Here is a 20,690-nt window from a genome sequence, read left to right on the forward strand (position 1 = left end):
TCAGCCCTCTCCGCGACGACTTTATCGGGTTAAGACCCCCACCTCTAAGGTGGGCCTTGAATCAGGTGGGGTAGAGTCCCCATCTGATTCCCCGATTTTCAGCAATGCTGAACGAGTTCGCTCTCCACGTTTTTAGAGGGATTCTCAGCTTAGGGACGAGCTCGTTTTTATACCTGACCTAGACAGCGCCCTGTACCGCCTTGCCCTGCGAATGCCGGTACAGCTGCTCGTAATAGCCGTGCAAATCAAGCAGCTGCTGATGGTTGCCGGCTTCGACAATTTGTCCTTGCTGCATGACGATGATCCGGTCAGCTTGCATAATCGTCGACAGACGGTGGGCAATGACGAGCGTCGTTCTGCCCTGCGAGACAACATGCAGCGCCGATTGGACGAGCTGCTCCGTTTGCGAATCGAGATTGGCCGTCGCTTCGTCGAGTATCAATATTTTCGGCTGGAATACGACAATCCGCGCGAAGGAGATCAGCTGCCGCTCGCCGGCGGACAGCCCGCTGCCGCGCTCCGACAGCTGCGTATCGTAGCCGTCCTTCAGCCTGGAAATGAGCGTATCGGCGCCGACAAACTTGCAGGCGTCGACGACCTGTTCGCGGCTGATGCTTTCATCGAACAAGCGGACGTTATCGACGATCGTGCCGGAATATAGAAACGGCTCCTGCTGCACGAGGCCGATCATCCGGTGCAGTGTGCTCTGGGGAATGCTGCGTATATCGGTGCCGTCGATCTGAATGCTGCCCTGTCGCACGTCATAGAACCGGCACAGCAAGCTCATCAGCGAGCTTTTGCCGGCGCCTGTCGTTCCGACGATACCGATCATTTCGCCGGGCTGAATATGCAGATCCAGATCTGCGATGACCGTGCTGTCGTCCGAATAACCGAACTGGACATGATTATAGTCGATACGGCCTTTGACATCGGTCAAGCTGATTTGTGACGGCGATGGCGCGTCCTTGATTTCCGGTTCGATCGAAAACAGCTTATACAGCCGGTCCATCGATACAGTCGTGGACTGCAGCGTGCTCCACTGCTGGGAAATGTTGTTGATCGGCTGGAAAAACTGGCGAATATACGTAATGAACGCATACAGGACACCGAACTCGATGGAATGATGGAATACCGCCATCCCGCCGATATAAGTCAGAAAAGCGACCGACAAATTGCTTAAAATATCGAAAGAACGGTTGAACAGCACGTTGGTGCGGATTTCCCGCAGGTTTGCCTTTAAATAGCTCTGGTTGCGGTCCGTAAACTGCCGCTGCTGTTCTTTTTCCTGGTGAAACGCTTGCGTCAGGTTCATACCGGCCAAATTTTCCGCAATAAATGCGATCAGCCGGGACAGCCGCGTTCTCGTTATTTGGTACGTTTTCCGCATATAAGACCGGAACCCGATGGCGATACCTGCGATGATCGGCAGCAGCACCATACTATAGCCGGCCAAAACCGGGTCGAGATGAAACATTAGGATAATGATAAAGACGAGCGTCATACCGTCACGGATCAGGCTTAAAAATACTTGGTTGAAAAATTGGTTCAACGTTTCCGTATCGCTCGATACATGGGTAACCAGGCTGCCGCTGTGAAATCGGTCAAAAAACGACATATTCAGCTTCGTTATATGGCTGAACAAATCTTTGCGGATACGCGCGACAATGCTTTGACCGGTAAATTGCAGCAAATTGTTTTGCAAATAAGTGAATATAAAGCTCGTTATTGTCAGCAGCAAATAAATGCCGCCGATCCACAGTAAAAAGTTGAAGTCGTTATTGCCGATCAGCAAATTGTTGTCGATCGCGATTTTGACCAGATAAGGCTGCAGCAGATCAGCCGCTATCGCCAGCAGCGTACAGAAAAAGATAAGCACAAACTTGGAGCGATGCGGCTTGGCGTAGCCGATCGTATAGCGGAAAGCCGCCTTGCGGTTTTCCGGACTGACGTAATAGGCGCTGCTGATTTCTTCTTCGTTATTCAGATTAGCGATGTCCTTCGGCATACCGCGTTCCCTCCTCTTGAATGGAATAGAGGGAAGCATACACGCCGTCCTCCGCCAGCAGCTGCTGGTGAGTCCCTCGCTGAACGATTTTACCTTCGTCCAGTACGATGATTTCATCCGCATGCTTGATCGCGCTGATCCGGTGGGCGATGATGATCGTCGTTTTATTTTTGCGGCTCAGTCTGAGATTTTCAATTATTTTCGTTTCGGTTACGGCATCGACGGCGCTGACGCTGTCGTCCATAATCAAAATCGGCGCATTTTTGATGAAACCGCGGGCCAGGCTGCTGCGTTGTCTTTGACCGCCCGACAAAGTAAAGCCGCGTTCGCCGAGCTTCGTATCGAACTTGTCGGGAAACTCGACGATATTATCGTAAATTTGCGCCTGCTTCGCCGCCATTTCCACCGATTTAAACGCCGATTCGCGGTTGAAGAAGGCGATGTTGTCGCGGATCGTCGTGCTGAACAGGAAGCCGTCCTGCGGCACGTAAGCGATCTGATTGCGGAGACTTTCCAGCGTTGCATCGTGAATATCGTCGCGGCCGATGCGGACCGTACCGAGCGGCGGATTATAAATCCGCAGCAGCAGCTTGACGAGCGTCGTTTTACCGCTGCCGGTTTTGCCGATTATGCCTAATGTTTTGCCGCGCCCAATCGTCAAATGAATATCGCGCAGCGCTTCCTGGGTTGAGTCCGGGTAGGCGAAGGTCAATCCGCGGATCGAGATATCCGCCGCCTGCAGATCGACAGGCTTGGCCGTCGGCAGCTCCCGGATGTCCGGTTGAATCGACAGCAGGCCGTTTAACCGGTCCAGCGAGGCGCGTGCGCGCTGCATGGCGTTGATCACGTTGCCGATTTGCTGAAGCGGGTTTACCATCATTCTCAAGTACAGCGTTAATGAGACAAAGTTGCCGAGCGAAATATGATTGTGAATTGTCAAATAACCGCCGAATACGATGGAGATAATAAGCGACAAGGCGCCTAAAAACGGCAGCAGCGCCTGGAATACGGAAGTCATGCGGACCAGCCGAAGCTGATTTTCGAGTATTTTATCGACCGTTTTGCCGAACCGGCCGCGCATGATCGGCTCGACGGCGAATTTTTTCGTAACCCGGATGCCTCCGAACTGCTCCTCGGCGGATTCAGTCATCCTGGCCAGCGATTCCTGCACCTTCGTGGATCGTTTGCGGATTTGCGGACCGAAGTAAACGACCGCAAAAGGAATCACGAGAAGCGGGAGCACACAGACGAAAATGAGGTAGATCGGAATGGAGCTGACCGCCATCATGACAACTACGGATACAAGCAAAATGATGGAGTTCACCGTGTGGTTGAGCCCCATCGACATCGCTTCGCGGACGGCCGTCACATCGTTCATGACGAAGCTGAGCAGGCGTCCGACCCCATTTTTCGAATAGTAGCTTTCGCTTAGCGTCGTAAAATGTCCGAACAGCTTTCCGCGCGTATGGTATTCGAACTTGCGTCCCAGCCTCATGACCACATACTGTCCGACCCCGAACAAAACGCCGTAACCGAGGCCGATGCCCAGCAGCAGCAAGCTGTATTTCTCGATAATCGAAACCGTGATTCCTGCCGCCTGCAGATGATCGGTGAAATCGCCGAGCACTTTAGGATAGTAGGATTGAATAATATTTGCCGTCATCATAAATAAGATGGCCACAACGTACAAAAACCAATGCGCTTTCATATAATCCGCTAGCAGCCTTTGGGCTTTCAATGGCATCCACATCCTGTAAGTTTAATCGTTTTCAGAAGTTAATTATACTTCCATGATCTGAATATTTCACCCGCATGCAATCAGTTGAAAGCGGTATTTTGGCGGCGATAACGCGCATTAACCCCGGTTATGATACATGATCGGTGTTTATCTTCCAAATGCTCTTGATTATGGCCCGATATTCGACAATTCTTAAATAAGAAGAAGCTGCTGCAATCGGATAACGGGCTGTAATTTTGTTCGCGATGCAAGTCACCCACGATGCGCCAGCAATGGAAAATGATTTGCGATGACTTGGCATCGGGATCGTAGTATACTCATTTACGTAGCAAACGAGCGCACGAATACGAGCGAAACGAATATCCGACGCTGACCGCAGCCTCATTTATTTGATTGTCCGTTTTACGAACAATTGGAGTGAATGGGGTTTTTTGATGCCTGTTTTCTATCATAAAAAAAATAAACGGAGGTAATACGCCCTATGAAAAAAAGCTTGTCGATGATTTTGTCTCTGGCTATGGCATTTTCGATGTTTTCTTCAGCAGCATTCGGTGCGGCCGCAGCCGGCAAATCTTCGCATGATTTTTCGGACCTGAACGATTTGGATGCAGCGACCAAAGAAAAATTCGATGCCATGATCTCGGGCGGTATTTTTAACGGTATCGCAGACGGCACTTTCGGCATAAACGATAAAATGAACCGGGCGCAATTCGCCAAAGTGGCGGCCTTGATCTTCGGTTTGAAAATAAACGATACGAAAACTTCAAGCTTTGCCGATGTTAAAGCGGACGATCCCGCTAACGGCTATGCACTGCCTTATATAGAAGCGATTGTCAGAGCCGGTATTACGGACGGCGTTGCTCCCGGGGAATTCAACCCCGCGGGCGAAGTGACGATGGAGCAGCTGGCGGCCTTCCTGATCCGCGGTCTTGGTATGGACGCTCAAGCGAAAGCGATGGATGGCGACGATGAATCGGTATCCAGTTGGGCGCAAGGCTACGTCGCTCTGGCGCTTGAGAAGAAATTGATGACGAATGGCCCCGACGGTTTGTTCGGCGGCACGATGCCGGCTACCCGCGAAGCGCTGGTCACTTCTTCCTATGCGGCCAAGCAGCAGTTTATCAAGGTGCCTTTCAATGGCTCGTATGCGATTGAGTCTTTCCAGGCTACGGATTACAACGAGTTTACGCTGCGGCTGAATGCGCCGCTTAACGACAGCGATGCGGATGCAATCAAAGTAAACCTGGACCTTAACGGTTCTCCGTTTACGTCGGGCTATACAACGACCTGGAGCGAGGATAAAACAAGCGCCGTCATCAAACTGGATGCCAAGTTGGGCGAAGCCAAGTGGGGCGTTACGTTGAGCGGCTTGAACAATCTGGATGAAGCGCATCATACGGCCCAGACGGAAACATCGCCGGAGAAATTGGAGAAAATCGAGGTGCTGGCGGCCGGCGACAGCCTGCCGAACAATCCGGGCCAAAAAATTCGCATCGATTTTTATGCGACCAATCAATACGGAGCCCGTTATTCCACTTCGGCCAGCGATTTTGACATCCATGCAAGCCAAGGCACCGTAACGCCGATCGGCGGCGAGCAGGCTTTTTACCTTACATTGCCTGACGGCACCGAACGCAACGAGCAAATTTCGCTTTCCGTGCTTCATCAAAACAGCAATATGCAGGTTAACAAGCTGTTCACGCTCGGTGATAAATCGGTAGTGACCAAAATTGTTGCAGGCGATTTGCTGGATAGTTCGGGCAAAAAAATTGAAGCAATCAATGCCCACAGCTACGCTTATCTGGATGTGAAAGCTTACGATCAATACGGCTTGCGTATCGAAGACAAAAATGCCTTGAACAAAGGCATCGGCTTATCGATTTCGGACAACGACCTGGAAAAAGGCAATGAAGGCGATGTGAACGGCTTTGTCGACGATGCGATCGGCGATAAGGCGGCTGATTTGAAGCTCCGTTATACTTCCGATATGCAAAAAGAAATCAAAGTGACGCTGTTCCCAACCGGTTCCAACGAATCGGTAACCAAAACGATTCAAACCGCAGCTTACAAAATGCCGGCCAAGGTTGAATTCGGCGCTTATGACTACAATCTGGCCAAAGGCGATTCGATCACGGGAGATGAATCGACCGATCATAAAATGTTCATGCCGATTATTGTGAAGGACGCCCAAGGCAATACGTTAACACCTCAAGAAATTTACGACAACCGGAACAAATTAACCGTTTATGCCGGCGGGGCGGTTACGTTAGCCCAGGAGCCTATCTCCAATTCGGGCTCGCATAAAGGGATGATTGCGATTGATCGTGTCGATAAAAACGGCGAGGCTGCGATTACCGTACAACTGAAGGACAACGCGGAAGTTCGCGTGCAAAAAACGCTGAATGTCAATGACGAACGGAAAGCCGATACGCTTAAGTTTTCCGAAACGCCTGCAAAATATATGACCGCCGGCGCTGACAATGAATTGAAAGTGAAGCTGTACGATCAATACGGCGGCGAACTGAAATATGACGCCAATGACCAATATATCGTCCGCTACTCGTTGACGGCCAATTCCGGCGATGAGGCAAGCTTATCCGCGACGAGCCTGGCCAGCGTACAGAAAGAGGATGCAGCAAACCGCGATTCAGCCAGAAAGTATGTGCTGAGCCCTGAAGAGGCCGGAACGACGGCTGTTCATGATTTCAAACTGGCGCATGACGCATCGGACGGCAAGGTTGACTCCATGTTCGATAAAGCCTTCAAGTTTTATGCAGGTACAGACGCGAAAGCGGCCGCTTACGGATTCAAAGCGACATTGTACAAGCAGGATAATCAAGGTACGGTCGACATTGACGGGAAAAAATATGTGGAAGTCAATACATTGACGACGACGATGGAAGTGCTCGATCCGGCTAATTCGAGCAACAAGCTGACTTATGAAGCTTATCTCGATAAATCGAACAACACCGTGCTCGCGGCCGACGACTATATGGATGCCGGAACGGGCGCTGCGGGTGCGGCCAACGTGTACGAAAACAATAAAGGCTTTGCGAAAGAAGTGAAAATCCGCGCCAAAAAAGACGGCGGAGAGGAAGTTAAAGTTCCGACCCGCATTGCTTCAATCTCTTCCAGCGATTCGCAGGTTGTGAATGCCGCCGCGAAAACGAACTGGGTGGCCGGCGGCAAGGCGGGTCAAGCGAAGCTGACTGTGCTGTATTTTGACGGTAAAAAAGATATTGCCAACTCAAGCATTGACGTTACCTCCAAAAATGAAGGGCCGGTTGTGAGCGAAATTGCCCTTAAAAAGACGGGCAAAACGGTAAAACAAGCCGATTTGCAAAGCGGCCTGTACTTGTGGGATGCGAAGCTGGCCGAGAAGCTGACGGTGCGCGACCAATATGCGGGCGAATTCGTCGCCGAGCATGCTCCGGGATCGTTGAATGAAGAAGCTGCTTATAACGACAATATGATCGTCAAAGCGAACGGAGCGGGCTACAACAGCAACGAAGTGCTGAAAGTGAGCTTCTACGTATCGGATATCGTCGGAGCGAACCCGCAGGCGGTCACGATCGATCCGGCCACAGGCTTGATCAAGTATAACGGCAAGGAAGGCGATGTAAAAAGCTTTAAAGTGAATGCCTTGGCGCCAAGCGGCGTGAAAGCTTCCTTCGATATCAACGTTCAATAATTTATAAATAAAAATGTTCGCTCAATTCAATTGCCCCGGCCATGGCAGCCGGGGCAATTTTTTTCCATCTTGTTAAGAAACGTAAAGTCGGGAAGCCTAAATAAAAAGTTGCAGGTGTTGACAACTGCGATGCTGTTATACATCGAACAGTTGCAACGGAGGAGGTATGCCGATGGCGAACCTGCTTGTGGTGGATGACGACAACCATATCCGGGAGCTGATGACAACCGTGCTGCGGCAGGAAGGGTACGGGGTTATGGAGGCGGAGAATGGCCGGCAGGCGCTTGTTGCGATGAATGCCGTCAAGGCGGATTTGGTCGTATTCGATATTATGATGCCGGAGATGGACGGCTGGAAATTATGCGCCAGGCTCCGCAGCGATTATCCGGACCTGCCGCTGCTTATGGTCACCGCGAAGGGGGAAACCGGGCAGAAAGTAAAGGGCTTTGAGCTCGGAACCGACGATTATTTGGTCAAGCCGTTCGATCCGATCGAGCTGGTCGTTCGAGTTAAGGCTCTCCTGAAACGGTACCGGATCGATCTTTCGTCGACGATCCAGTGCGGCACGGTTGCATTGGACCGGCAGCAGTTTGAAGTGATCCGCGGCGCCGAGCGGTTGACGCTTCCGTTGAAGGAATTCGAGCTGCTGTACATGCTCGCCTCGCGTCCGGGGCAAATTTTTACACGCAACCAGTTTATCGAGCATATATGGGGAACCGATTACGAAGGCGACGAGCGTACCGTCGATGTGCATATTAAAAGACTGAGAGAACGGTTTCCGGAGGAAACGTCGGGATTTGCGATCACAACGATTCGCGGCCTGGGCTACAAGCTGGAGGTGCGTATGTGATCAAAACGCTGTACGTCCGGGTTGTGGCGACATTTCTCGCCGCCGTGCTGTTCGGGCTTATCGCCGCTTTTTTTATTACGACGACGCTGTTTCGCGGCGAGCTGACCGGGCAAGCGGAAGAGGAGATGATGGCCAACAGCAGAGTGATAGCCGGCATATACAGCCGCTTGAACGCCCAGGTGGCCGACGATTACATGCAAAGCACTTGCGCCCTGATTTCGTACCGGATCAGCTTGTTTGACGCCGGCGGGCTTTACAAGCGGTACGGTGCAGCGAAGCAAGCGGGTGCGGATGCGGATGCGGATGCGGTACCGGATGAAATTGTACGTCTTGTTCGCAGCGGCGTACCGCATCATTTTGCGCCCCGGGCGCCGGAGAGACCGGTTGTCGGCATCCCCGTCCAAATCGGCAGCGAAACGTACGCCATGTTCTCGGAGCTCGCCGGCAATAAATGGGGGGGCATCATCAGGAAAGTTTTGCTGTCGGCACTCGCGTTTGTTTTGTTGGCCGGAAGCTTGTTTATATTCGTCGCGGCGCGCTATTTGGTCAAGCCGCTGCAGGCGATGACGGCCGCTACCCGGCGTATGTCCAAAGGCGATTTCAACATCGACTGGAAGCGGGACAATCGCAAGGACGAGCTGGGGGAGCTGGCCAGAAGCTTTGGCGAAATGGCTCGGGAGCTGAAGCAGATGGAACGGATGCGGCAAGATTTTGTATCCAACGTATCCCATGAGATCCAATCGCCGCTCACCTCGATCTCAGGATTTTCGCAAATATTGAAGCGGCAGGGCATGTCGGAGGAGCAGCGGGCTCACTACCTCGATATTATCCAAAAGGAAAGCGAGCGGATGTCCCGGCTAAGCGAAAACTTGTTGGAGCTGGCTTCACTCGAATCCGAGCATCATCCGTTTCACCCGAAAACATATGCGCTGGACGAGCAGCTTCGCCAGGTGATCGTCGCCTGCGAGCCGCAATGGTCGGCGAAAGCAATTCAGTTCGAGCTCGCGATGCCATGCGTCAAAATTAGCGCCGATCCGGACCAATTATATCAGGTGTGGATGAATTTGATCGGCAACGCCATCAAATTTTCACCGCCGAACGGTACGATCGCGGTGACCGTCAAGCTTACGACGGACGAGATTGCCGTTATGATAGCGGATGAAGGAATCGGAATCTCGAAAGCGGATCAGGCGCACATCTTCGAGCGCTTTTTCAAAGCGGACCGGTCGCGCAACCGGACGGAAGGGGGCAGCGGCCTGGGACTCGCCATCGCGAGCAAAATCGTCAAGCTGCACGGGGGGACGATCGGGGTTAGAAGCGAACAGGGCGAAGGAGCCGAGTTTAAAGTAACGCTCCCGGCCATTTAGTGAACTGGCTTTCGTATTAGCTTAATAATTAAACGCCGCGCGGCTTTGATTTTACAAGCCCGGCTTTTTATCCATAAAAAACCGTCTGCTGCCAAGTTCAGACGGTTTTTCCTGTTTTTACTGTTTGTTATGCAGCCTCCAGTTCATATTGAGTACATGTTAGTTCGGTATATTGAATCCAGATTATGAGGAGGGAAACATATGAACAAGCTGACCAGCTTCTCCATGAAAAATGTGGCCGCGGTCATCATCATCATCGCGATGCTGTTTGGGGGAGGCATTTATTCGGCAAGCACGCTCAAAATGGAAAATATGCCGGACATCTCGTTTCCGGTTGTGCTTGTAACGACAACCTATCAGGCTACGCCCAAGGATGTCATGACCGACGTTACGAAGCCGATAGAGGATAAAATAGCCAATATGGAAGGGATCGAGAATTTGTCATCCACCTCCAATGACAACATGTCATCGGTTATTGTCCAATTTGCGCAAAACGTCGACATCGACAAGAAGAAGCAGGATATCGACAGCTTGCTCCAGGAAGTGAAGCTGCCGAATGCCGCAGGCCGTCCTAAGGCGTCCACGTTCGGGTTCGCTTCGATTCCCGCTTATTATTTGGCGGTTTATGCCGATAACGGCATGAGTCAGACCGACCTGGACAAGCTTTACAAGGACCAGATCGAGCCCGGTTTGCAGGGCATTAACGGGGTCGACCATATCGATTCGATCGGCGCCCGCGAAACTTCGCTTGATATTGAATTGAACGCCGACGCTCTTTCGAATTTCGGACTGACGCCGGCACAGGTCAGCAATGCGCTGAAAAGCACGCTCGCCAACGGCGCGATCGGAACGGTCGACTTTAACGGAAATACGAAAATTGCCCGGGTAACGAGCGATATCGACAGTCTGTTTAATCTGGAAAACATGGAAATCGCATTGGGCAATGGAAGCACGATTACGTTGAATCAGGTTGCGAAAGTACAGGCTGTCACCGATTCGGAATTTATCGCCCGATTGGACAATAAACCGGCACTCGGCATCCATTTATATAAAACCAGCGACGCCAATGCCGTCGAGTTTTCCAATGAAACAGACGCATTGATTAAAAAATGGGAAACGACGATGCCGGGCATTACGTTCAAATCGGTCTATAACAGCGCCGATCAAGTCAAAGAGTCGGTTAACGGCTTATTAAAAGAGGGCATTATGGGGGCGGTGCTCGCATCCCTCATGATATTGCTGTTTTTGCGCAATGTACGGATGACGATTATCGTGCTCGTTTCGATTCCGCTGTCGATTCTGATCACGCTGCTGGTCATTTCACAGCTCGGCATTACGCTGAACACGATGACGCTAGGCGGTATATTTATCGCGGTCGGGCGTGTCGTTGACGATAGTATTGTAGTTATCGAAAATATTTATGCTTCGCTGCAAAAAGCGCAGGAACGGAATGAATCGGTTATCAGGCTGGCCACGAAGCAGGTATCGATGGCGATCACCTCGTCCACGCTTGCGACCGTCGGCGTTTTTGCTCCGATCGGATTGGTCAGCGGCATTGTGGGAGAGCTGTTCCGCCCGTTCGCGATTACGGTCGCCGTAGCCTTGCTGGCTTCTTTGATCGTAGCTTTGACCGTTATTCCGATGATGGCCAAGCTGCTGGTGCTGCGTAAAGGGAAGATTGTTCACCACGAAGAAACGAAGCAAGGACGGGTCATGTCCTTTTACGAGAAAGTGCTGAAATGGTCTCTGTCCCATCGGATTAAAACTTTGATCATTGCAGGACTGTTGTTCGTCGTATCGCTGGGCGCGATCATTCCGAATTTGAACGTCAGCTTTATGCCGAGCAGCGAGTCCGAACGGCAAATGTATTTTGAGGTGAAGCTGCCTTACGAAACTTCGATTGAAGCGAATGATCAAGTGACGAAGCAGCTCGAAGCGATACTGCAGGAAGCGAAGGACAGTCAGGGCCAGCCGCTGTTTACATTTGTCGAAGCGCTGGTCGGCTATAACGGCAGCAAAGACCAGGTTGCCTACGCTTCCGAAATATTTACCGAGGTCAACGGAAAAGCGGATCCGGATCAAGTGAAAAAAGATTATAAGCAGATTTTGCTGTACGAGCTGCCGAAGGGCTCGGAAGTGATGCCGAAATCGTTGGCCGGCGGCGGTGGCGGACTCTCGTCCACGGACTTCTCCTATTCGTTAAAAGGCGATAACCAGCAGCTGCTGGAGCAGGCGTCGGCTGCCGTTAAAGAGAAGATGAAGGATTTCTCCGAGCTGTCCGAGGTTGAAGATTCGCTCAGCGATTCGAAGACGCAGGTTCAAATTACTGTAGACCAAGGCAAGGCCAGAACGGTCGGACTTACGGTCGCACAAGTAAGAGATACCGCCCGCGGTTGGATTGTAAAGGATCAGCTGGGCGATCTCCAGTTGGATAACGAAACGTATACGACCACGCTTCAATTGTCCAAAGAGGATAAAAACTCGATGGACAAGATCGGAAAAATACCGCTGAAGACGGCTTCGAACACAACGGTCTATTTAAATGAAGTCGCCAAAATCGAGGAGGTTACGGCTCCGGTAGCGCTGCAGCGGGAAAGCAAGGAGCAGGTCGTCAAAGTAACGGCCAAAATCGATTCGGCCAATAAAGCGGCCGTCAGCAATAAGGTGTCCGCCGAATTGAATAAATTGCAGCTGCCTGACGGCGTTTCGCGTGAAGTGAAGGGCGTCAGCGCCGATATAAACAAAAGCTTCACACAGCTGTTTGTCGCGATGGCCGCTGCCGTATTTGTCGTCTATCTGGTTATGGTGCTGGCGTTCGGGAATGCCGGTGCGCCGTTTGCAATTTTGTTCTCGCTGCCGCTTGCGGCGATCGGCGGTTTGGCCGGTCTGCTTATAGCCAGACAAACGCTCGATGTAACCTCGATGATCGGCTTTATGATGCTGATCGGGATCGTCGTCACGAACGCGATTGTGCTCATCGACCGCGCCCAGCAGCTTCGCGAGGAAGGCTATACGGTGCGTCACGCACTGATCGAGGCGGGCCGGGTTCGCTTAAGACCGATCATTATGACCGCCGGTGCGACGATCGTCGCCATGCTGCCGTTGGCGCTCGGATTTTCCAAAGGCACGCTCATTTCCAAAGGCTTGGCGGTTGTCGTGATCGGAGGCTTGACGACTTCGACGGTATTGACACTGGTCGTCGTGCCAGTCGTGTACGAGCTGATTGAAGTGCTGAAAAACCGCGCAAGCCAACAAATGCACCGGCAACCAAAAGCCGGTAAGACACAAGGATAAACGGCCTCGCCGTCCTCAAGGACGCGCGTGTCCGCCAAGGTTGTGCGAAGCAAAGTTTAAATTATTTCCTGATTAAACGAACACATGTGAAGGAGAGAGGACACGCGATGAAAAACAGCTTGAATCGAATAAAGAGGCTGCGCGGCGCACGAACCGCCGGATTGCTCATCATCGTTGCGGCGTTGGCCGCCGGCTGCTCGACAGCCAAGGTGGCGGATACGTCCGCAGCGGCGCAGCTGCAAAACCGGCCGATCAAAGTGGCCGCAATCAGCTCGCAGAGCATGGGGGATCCGAAGGAGCAGGTAGCCGATGTTCTGTCGCTCTCGCAGGTCGATGTCATTCCGAAGGCTGACGGCCAGGTAGTCGAGGTAGTGAAGAAGAAAGGCGATACCGTTCAAAAGGGTGATATAATTGTACGGATCGATACGAAGGATGTTGCTCTCCAGCTGGAAAAAAGCCAATCGTCGCTGAACAGCGCGGAGCAGTCGCTTGCCAAATCGCGGGAGGATTTGGACAACAATAAGACCGAGCTGAGGAACTCGTTGATGAAAGCGCAAAGCCAGCTCGATACCGCTCAGAAAGACTACAACAAAATGCGCAACGACTTCGATGCCGGTCTGGCGACCAAAAAGCAGCTGGATCAGGCGGAGGTTCAAATGAACAATGCGCGCAGGGATGCGGAGCTGCTGCAGGATAAGCTCAATTCGCTGGATAGTACGAACGCCCTCGCAGCCCAACAGGCGCAGGTGGATTCGGCGCGGATAGCACTGCAGGATGCCAACAACACGATGGACAATTATGCGGTCAAGTCCACGATTGACGGCGTGATCACGGATCTGACGGCCGAGGTCGGCATGTCGGTTTCGCGTTCCGCGAAAATCGGGCAGGTGCAGCAGACCGATATGCTGAAAATAAAAGCCGATTTGACGGAGTCCGCAGCCAAGCTGGCTCGCAACAAATCGGAGCTGACGTTTTACTCCGCCAACAATCCGGGCGTTAAGCCAAAGGCAAAAGTCACATATTTGGCGGAAGTCATCAACGCTCAAACCAAAACATTCCCGATCGAGCTTGAGTTCGCCAATACGGACGGGTCATTGAAACCGGGCACCCGGGTTCAACTGCAATTGACGACCGAGCAGGAGGAAATGGCGCTTGCAGTGCCGAGCCTGAGCATTGTGAGGGAAGGCAGTGACACGTTCGTCTTTATATTGAACGGCGACAAGGTCGAGAAGCGCAAAGTGAGCCTGGGCCGCATCAAGGACGCGAACCAGGAAGTGCTGGACGGTGTGAAGGCCGGCGAACAGGTCGTTGTTTCCGGTCAGCATCAATTGAAGGATGGACAAAAAGTGGAAGTGGCCAAATAAGCAAGCTTACGCCCCTGATTCGCTACTCATGCGAATCAGGGGCTGCTTTTTGCCGTTTGATTGCATGAAATACCGATAGCGCCCATTCGCACCATTGAATATAGCCCCGGGTATAAATAACGCCGAATTCGGATGTCAAATATTCGCTGATCCGGCTCATGTCCGGCAGCTCATCGGTACGGAAATGCTCATTGCGCCATTGCAGCTCCTTCTCAAGGACGCGCTGCTCGCGCTGCTTCATCTCGCTCAGCAAGCGGATCGCTTCATCCTCCGCTATGATGGGAAAAGCGTTGACGCGAACGAGAAACTCATCCTTAATGATGGCTGAAGAGGAAGGCTGCCGGAGCACCCAGCCGATCAGCTCCACCGTGCCTTTGGACGTCAACGTATATATTTTTTTATCGGGATGCGCCGTTTGATGGACGACTTCGGAGCTGACCAGCTGCTCGCTCTCCATTTTGCCGAGATCCCGGTATATTTGGGAATGATGGACATTCCAGAAATAAACCAGCTTTTCTTTGAACTGCTGATGCAGCTCATAGCCGGTCGACGCCCGTTTGGCCAGCAGCCCGAGCAATGCGTAACGTAGAGACATGGCAAATACCTTTCTGCGTTGAAAATGGTCAACTATGAACAATTTGTTTCGGTTTGTCCGGAGCGGTTGCTATTGCCGGTATCCCATTATATAATCAGAGGGTTCATATGTGCAAGTGCACATATAAATTCAATCACTTCAAATTCGGGAGGAACCGACATGTTCAACATTTTATACCAGTCCCACGCCGGCACTTGGGCGCTGATGCTGATCGCCTTCATTCTCAGCGTTATATTTCAGCGGCAAAAGGTCACATCGATTATTTTGAAGGTGCTCTATCTTATCATGCTCGTATCCGGCATCGGCATGCTGTTTATGCTTGGCTTTCCGCTCCTTTTCGTACTGAAGGGCGTGTTGGCGATAATACTCATCGGTATGATGGAGGTCATTCTTGCCCGCCGCCGCAGAAACCAGCCGGAACTCATCATGTGGCTGATTTGGCTCGTCGCGCTTGTGCTCATTTTGCTGCTCGGTTTTGGCGTCATCTAGAAGTTTACGGGACTGCCAGCCTTATATTGGACAAATATCGAATATCATGCTTAGAGAACCGCCAGGAAGCCCATTTCCCGGCGGTTTTTTTCGTTTTTCACGATTCCAGTACATCCGCTGAGACTTGTCAAAAACCATATTCATATACTGATTCCATGTTACAAGTTTGGCTGCCGGATCTTGCGGGATCATGCCGCCGGTTTATGGGAGAGTGACGCTAAGTGGTGGAGCAGCAGGGTGGTACCGCACTGAAGGAAACCGCCTGGTACCTGGAGGTTTACGAGAAAGAAAACCCGTTGGTGACGGTGTGCATTCCGACGTATAACCGTTCGAATTTGTTGATTGAGCGTTCCTTGAAGTCGATCTTGAAGCAAACTTATCTCCATCTTGAAATTATCGTGATCGGCGATCACTGTACGGATGATACGGCTGTACGGATACAGGCGCTTGGCGATTCGCGAATCCGCTTTGAAAATTTGCCGCAGCGCGGCCAGTATCCGTCCGAACCGCGCCAGAGGTGGCTCGTTGCCGGCAGCTTTCCGTCCAACCGGGCTTTGGAGCTGGCCTCCGGCGATTTTGTAACCCATCTGGATGACGATGACGAATTCGTGCCGGAGCGGATTGAGAAGCTGGTTCGCTATGCTCAGGCTACAAAGGCCGATCTCGTTTTTCATCCTTTTTACCATGAATTGTATCCGGATTATTGGGATATGAACCGGGCCGAGGCGCTGGAGTGCAACCGGGTGACGACGTCCTCGATTTTTTATCACAAATGGCTGAAAGGTGTTCATTGGGATCCAGGCTGTTATTTATGGAATGAGCCGGGCGATTGGAACCGCATCCGCCGGATGATCGTGCTGGGTATTCAATCGGTCCGCTATCCTGAGCCGCTTACGATTCATTTTAAAGAGGGGGGAAACGGTCATGTATGAAATCCCGTTTTTGCGTCCCAAGCTGGTCGAGAAGGAAGCGTATGCGGATTATTTCCGGCAAATCGACGATTCCCGGATCTACACCAACTACGGAACGCTGAACACTCTGTTCGAGCAGCGGCTGCTGCACGAATTGTTCCGGAATAAGGGCAGCGCCGTTACCGTGAATAACGCCACGACGGGTCTGATGCTGGCGATATCGCTCACCAAGCGACGCGGCAAATATGCGCTGATGCCGAGCTTTACGTTCGCCGCGACGCCATTGGCCGCCATGTGGTGCGGCTTGGAGCCGTATTTTATCGATATCCGGCCGAACGACTGGTGCATGGACGAGGAGCTGTTGAAGCATGAGCTCGACAAGCTGGGGGACGAGGTCGCGGTGGTCGTGCCGTATGCCGCGTTCGGTACGAATATGGATATAAGCGGGTATCAGTCGCTGCAGGAACGCGGCATTCCGGTTGTGATCGATGCGGCCGCGAGCGTCGGATCGACGCTTGACGGTCATTTTGGGCAAGGCTTTGAAGGAACTGTCGTGTTCAGCTTTCATGCAACGAAAGGGTTTGGCATCGGCGAAGGCGGTCTTATTTACAGCGCCGATCGGCCGGTTATCGATGCGCTGCGGCAAATGGCCAATTTCGGTTTTGATGTGGAACGGGATTCGCGGCAAATCGGGTTGAACGGAAAGCTGTCCGAATATGCGGCCGCAATCGGCCTGGCGACGCTGCAAGCGTACGAGCAGAAGAAAGGCAGACGGGAACGGGTTTACGGCTGGTATATGGAGGAGCTGGCGGAAGCCGGTCTGCCCGATCAGGGGTGGACGCTGCAGGATGTACGGGGAACCGTAGCCCAGTCGTTTTTTTCCATGCTGTGTCCTGCGGCAAGCTGCAATCTCGACGTAGTGCGCATGCTGGCAGCCCACGGGATCCAATCCCGCACGTATTTCGCCCCGTCCTGCCATCAGCAGACTCTGTTTCAATCGTGCCCGTCGACGTCAATGACCGTCACCGAGCAGATCGGAAGTCGAATTGTCAATTTGCCGCTGTGGGAAGATATGAACCGTTCGCAGGTGAGCAAAGTTGTCCGGTGCCTGCGTCATGGATGAGCGCAAGCTGGTCATATGGGGCTGCGGCGGTATGGGCCGTGAAGTTCTCGATTTGTGCGAGCAGCTGGGCCGTGAGGTGATCGGATTTCTCGACGATCGTCCGGACATGCGGGGACAGACGGTGGACGGGGTTCCGGTGCTCGGCGGCTTAGCCGATATTGTCAAGCTGCGCGGCGACGTTAAAGTGATTTGCGCCGGTGTCGGAAGTCCCGTATTGAAAAAAAGATTCGTTCACCAAACAAAGGAGCACGGCTTTACGCTTGCCGAGACGCTTGTCCATCCGTCCGTCCGCTTGTCTCCCAAAAACCGGCTCGGCTTGGGCTCCGTCATTTGCGAAGGGGCGATATTGACGATTCATGTGCGGGTAGGCGACTTTGTAATTGTAAATACGCGCGCTACGCTAGCCCATGATGTGACGGTAGCCGACTATGCGACGATTTCCCCCGGCGTCAATATAAGCGGTAACGTGAGTATCGGCGAAGGGGCGTTTATCGGAACCGGCTCGGCGCTGCGTGAAAAAATAACCGTAGGAGCCTGGTCCGTTATCGGCGGCGGCGCCTTCGTCAAGGATGACGTGCCTGCCGGCGTGCTGTGTGCTGGCGTTCCGGCCGTTGTGAAAAAGAAGCTGTTATAGTATTCGCCCGGCTTTTGAGAAGAAGCTGATTGATCAGCATGTGATCCGTGTGCTGCGAACGGTCGCCGTAAACCGGTATCGGCCACGGAAATAAAGGGTAAGAGGAGAGAGGGCTCCGATGATTATTCATCTCCATGCATTATGCTGGAACGAGGAGAAGATGCTGCCGCATTTTTTCAAGCATTATGACGGGTTGGTTGACGCGTATTTTATTTACGATAACGGTTCCTCGGACCGATCGCTGACGCTGCTGCACTCGCATCCCAAAGTGACGGTAAACCGGTTCGACATCGAGGGCGCTTCCCTGATCGAATCGGCGCTGGCCCAATTCAACAGCGTCTGGAAACGTAGTGTCGGCAAGGCTGATTGGGTCATCGTCTGCGATATCGACGAGCACCTGTACCATCCCGATCTGCGCGCGTACCTGGAAGCATGCGCCGCTTCCGGGGTTACGCTCATTGTACCGGAAGGCTACGAGATGGTGGCGGATGCTTTTCCCGATTACGGGAGTCCGTTATGCGAGCAAATTCAAACCGGCGTAAGAGACGGCGTCTTCCTCGACAAGCCGCAGCTGTTTAATCCGAATGCGATCGGCGAGATCAATTTTGCCGCAGGCCGGCACAGCGCTTCGCCTGTCGGAAATGTAATTGAGCCGTCGTCCAAGGAAGTGAAACTGCTGCATTACAAATATTTAGGGTTCGATTATTTGAGCAGCCGGCTGACACAGCTGAGACAAGGACTGCGCATGGTGGATATTGCGAATCATTGGGGAGTGCAATATATGTGGGCGGAGCAGCAAAAGCGGCAGGTGTTCGAATCGCTGAAACGGCAGGCCGTAAAAGCGCTTTGACCGGGACCTCATTCCACACCTCACACTCCCAGCGCCGTTTCCATCATGCCGGGTGGATGTTTTTAGCGTCGCTTGCAACGGATACTTCAATTCCCAGCTCGATGATGCTTTGAAGCAAAGCGGGGTCCGTTTGCGAATCGGTAATTAAAGTATCGATCTCTTGCAGCTGGGCGAATGAGACAAGCGCCGTCCGCCCGATTTTTGTATGATCGGCGAGCAAAATTTTGGTATGCGACGATAGGAGCATTCTTTTCTTCAGCTCCGCTTCTTCCCGATGGAAAATGGACAAGCCCCGCTCCAGATCAACCCCCGAGCAGCCCAGAAAGGCGATATCCGCATTCAGCTCGCTCATCATTGCAAGCGCGCCCGGGCCGACAAGCGTATAGGTGCTTTTGCGGCGGTAGCCGCCGAGAACGCACAGCTCGATATCGTTGCTGTCGGACAGTGCCGATGCGATGGCCGTATCGTTGGTGATCACCGTAAGGGAGCGGTGGCGGATGAGCTTGGCCAGCTCCAGCGTCGTCGAACCCGCGTCCAGCAAAATAATTTGTCCGTCCTCGATCAGCTTGCAGGCTTCCGCCGCAATCCGCTCTTTCTCCCCGAACTGGCGGCTGCGCCTTTTATAAATCGGCAGTATCGATTCGGAATGGTCGATCAGCACGGCCCCTCCATGAACCCGCTTCAAAAAACCTTTTTCCTCCAGCTTCTCCAAGTCTTCACGGATTGTCTTTTCGCTGACCTGTAAAAATTTGGATATATCTTTCACTTTTACCGAGCCGCTGCTGTTTAAAAACTCGACAATTTTCGTATGTCTTACATCAGATAGCATCGTTGCTCACTCCATATTTCTCTATTTTAAGTTCAAGTTCGGTATGAAAAGGTTCAAAAATGTTTGTAATGGTTCGTTTTATGTGATAATGTATAAGTCAAGTATAACAATTTTTATGATTAAAAGCGATAATTCATGTGAGAAGCACTTATACGAACCGAAACGGAAGGGGAAATCGGAAATGAAGATTGATTTAAGCAATAAGGCGGCGCTGGTAACGGGTTCGAGCGGAGGGATCGGCCGTGCGATTGCGATCGAGCTGGGCGGCTGCGGGGCCAACGTTGTCGTTCATTATTTGAGCAACCGCGAAGGCGCGGAAGAAACGGCAGGGGAAATCCGCAAAGCGGGCGGACAAGCCGCCGTCATCCAGGCCGATGTGACCGACTTGGCGCAGATCGAACGGCTTGTTGCGGAAGCGGAGCAGGCATTCGGCAGCGGGCTTGACATTCTCGTCAACAATGCCGGCAACCTGGTAGAAAGACGCAGCATCGAGCAAATGACTTACGAACTGTATAAAGAAGTGATCGATGTCAACCTGACGTCCACCGTCTTCGTCACCAAGGCGGCGATTCCCGGCATGAAGGCAAGAGGCGCCGGCTCGATTATCAATATGAGCTCATTGGCTGCGCATAATGGCGGCGGACCCGGCTCCGGCATTTATGCCGCTTCCAAGGGCGCGATTCTCACCTTGACGAAAAGCTTGGCCAAAGAGCTGGCGCCGAGCGGCATCCGCGTCAACTGCGTTGCGCCCGGCTTTATCGAGGAGACGAAGTTCCACGCGACCTTCACTTCGGAGGAAGGCAAGCGCGCCTCCATCGCGGGCATCCCGCTCGGCCGCAGCGGCGTGCCGAATGATATCAGCGGAATCGTCGCTTATTTCGCATCCTCCTACAGCTCGTTTATTACGGGAGAAACTTTTGAAATTAACGGCGGCAACTATATGCGTTAAG

15 protein-coding genes are annotated in these 20,690 nt (G+C 52.5%); 11 read left to right on the plus strand and 4 right to left on the minus strand.

The window, feature by feature from the left end; translation table 11 throughout:
* Window positions 1–178: 178 nt before the first annotated feature.
* The gene (locus tag E1757_RS30125; protein WP_133235274.1) at window positions 179–2,005 is read right to left on the minus strand and encodes an ABC transporter ATP-binding protein; all 1,827 of its coding nucleotides are present in this window, start codon (window positions 2,003–2,005) and stop codon (window positions 179–181) included.
* Window positions 1,986–3,743 (minus strand): ABC transporter ATP-binding protein, encoded by a 1,758-nt coding sequence (locus E1757_RS30130; RefSeq protein ID WP_133235276.1) that lies wholly within the window; start codon window positions 3,741–3,743, stop codon window positions 1,986–1,988. Before E1757_RS30130 ends, E1757_RS30125 begins: the two co-directional genes overlap by 20 nt.
* A gap of 481 nt (window positions 3,744–4,224) precedes the next feature.
* On the opposite strand from E1757_RS30130, the gene E1757_RS30135 reads away from it, so the two are divergent.
* The 5 genes from E1757_RS30135 (at window position 4,225) to E1757_RS30155 (ending at window position 14,309) form a co-directional block, all read left to right on the plus strand.
* Window positions 4,225–7,434, plus strand: coding sequence for an S-layer homology domain-containing protein (locus E1757_RS30135; protein WP_133235278.1), 3,210 nt, complete (start codon window positions 4,225–4,227; stop codon window positions 7,432–7,434).
* 172 nt (window positions 7,435–7,606) lie between these two features.
* Window positions 7,607–8,284 (plus strand): response regulator transcription factor, encoded by a 678-nt coding sequence (locus E1757_RS30140; protein WP_133235280.1) that lies wholly within the window; start codon window positions 7,607–7,609, stop codon window positions 8,282–8,284.
* Complete coding sequence (locus E1757_RS30145; RefSeq protein WP_133235282.1) at window positions 8,281–9,651, plus strand: sensor histidine kinase; 1,371 nt, start codon at window positions 8,281–8,283, stop codon at window positions 9,649–9,651. The genes E1757_RS30140 and E1757_RS30145 overlap by 4 nt, the downstream gene beginning before the upstream one ends.
* Window positions 9,652–9,852: 201 nt before the next feature.
* Window positions 9,853–12,945 carry an efflux RND transporter permease subunit gene (locus E1757_RS30150; protein ID WP_133235284.1) on the plus strand — a complete coding sequence of 1,031 codons (3,093 nt, stop codon included), beginning with the start codon at window positions 9,853–9,855 and terminating at the stop codon, window positions 12,943–12,945.
* A gap of 107 nt (window positions 12,946–13,052) precedes the next feature.
* A complete protein-coding gene (locus E1757_RS30155) occupies window positions 13,053–14,309 on the plus strand; it encodes an efflux RND transporter periplasmic adaptor subunit (protein ID WP_133235286.1) in 1,257 nt (418 codons plus the stop codon).
* A 22-nt stretch (window positions 14,310–14,331) separates the two neighbouring features.
* On the opposite strand, the gene E1757_RS30160 is transcribed toward E1757_RS30155, so the two are convergent.
* The gene (locus E1757_RS30160) at window positions 14,332–14,904 is read right to left on the minus strand and encodes a PadR family transcriptional regulator (protein ID WP_133235288.1); all 573 of its coding nucleotides are present in this window, start codon (window positions 14,902–14,904) and stop codon (window positions 14,332–14,334) included.
* 159 nt (window positions 14,905–15,063) lie between these two features.
* On the opposite strand from E1757_RS30160, the gene E1757_RS30165 reads away from it, so the two are divergent.
* The 5 genes from E1757_RS30165 to E1757_RS30185 all read left to right on the plus strand — a co-directional run bounded on the left by E1757_RS30165 (window position 15,064) and on the right by E1757_RS30185 (window position 18,911).
* Window positions 15,064–15,393 carry a DUF1516 family protein gene (locus E1757_RS30165; protein WP_133235290.1) on the plus strand — a complete coding sequence of 110 codons (330 nt, stop codon included), beginning with the start codon at window positions 15,064–15,066 and terminating at the stop codon, window positions 15,391–15,393.
* A 221-nt stretch (window positions 15,394–15,614) separates the two neighbouring features.
* Entirely contained in the window at window positions 15,615–16,325 is a 711-nt protein-coding gene (locus tag E1757_RS30170; protein WP_133235292.1) for a glycosyltransferase family 2 protein, read from the plus strand.
* Complete coding sequence (locus E1757_RS30175) at window positions 16,318–17,427, plus strand: aminotransferase class I/II-fold pyridoxal phosphate-dependent enzyme (protein WP_133235294.1); 1,110 nt, start codon at window positions 16,318–16,320, stop codon at window positions 17,425–17,427. Before E1757_RS30170 ends, E1757_RS30175 begins: the two co-directional genes overlap by 8 nt.
* Window positions 17,420–18,061, plus strand: a complete 642-nt coding sequence (locus E1757_RS30180; protein ID WP_133235296.1) for an acetyltransferase — start codon at window positions 17,420–17,422, stop codon at window positions 18,059–18,061. The genes E1757_RS30175 and E1757_RS30180 overlap by 8 nt, the downstream gene beginning before the upstream one ends.
* A 118-nt stretch (window positions 18,062–18,179) precedes the next feature.
* Entirely contained in the window at window positions 18,180–18,911 is a 732-nt protein-coding gene (locus E1757_RS30185; RefSeq protein ID WP_133235298.1) for a glycosyltransferase family 2 protein, read from the plus strand.
* A gap of 43 nt (window positions 18,912–18,954) precedes the next feature.
* On the opposite strand, the gene E1757_RS30190 is transcribed toward E1757_RS30185, so the two are convergent.
* The gene (locus E1757_RS30190) at window positions 18,955–19,740 is read right to left on the minus strand and encodes a DeoR/GlpR family DNA-binding transcription regulator (protein WP_133235300.1); all 786 of its coding nucleotides are present in this window, start codon (window positions 19,738–19,740) and stop codon (window positions 18,955–18,957) included.
* Window positions 19,741–19,921: 181 nt separating this feature from the next.
* Here E1757_RS30190 and E1757_RS30195 point away from each other — a divergent pair, with 181 nt between their 5' ends.
* The gene (locus tag E1757_RS30195) at window positions 19,922–20,689 is read left to right on the plus strand and encodes an SDR family NAD(P)-dependent oxidoreductase (RefSeq protein ID WP_133235302.1); all 768 of its coding nucleotides are present in this window, start codon (window positions 19,922–19,924) and stop codon (window positions 20,687–20,689) included.
* The last annotated feature ends 1 nt before the right edge of the window (window position 20,690 follow it).

Source organism: Paenibacillus piri (assembly GCF_004354045.1).
Taxonomy (GTDB): domain Bacteria; phylum Bacillota; class Bacilli; order Paenibacillales; family NBRC-103111; genus Paenibacillus_S; species Paenibacillus_S piri.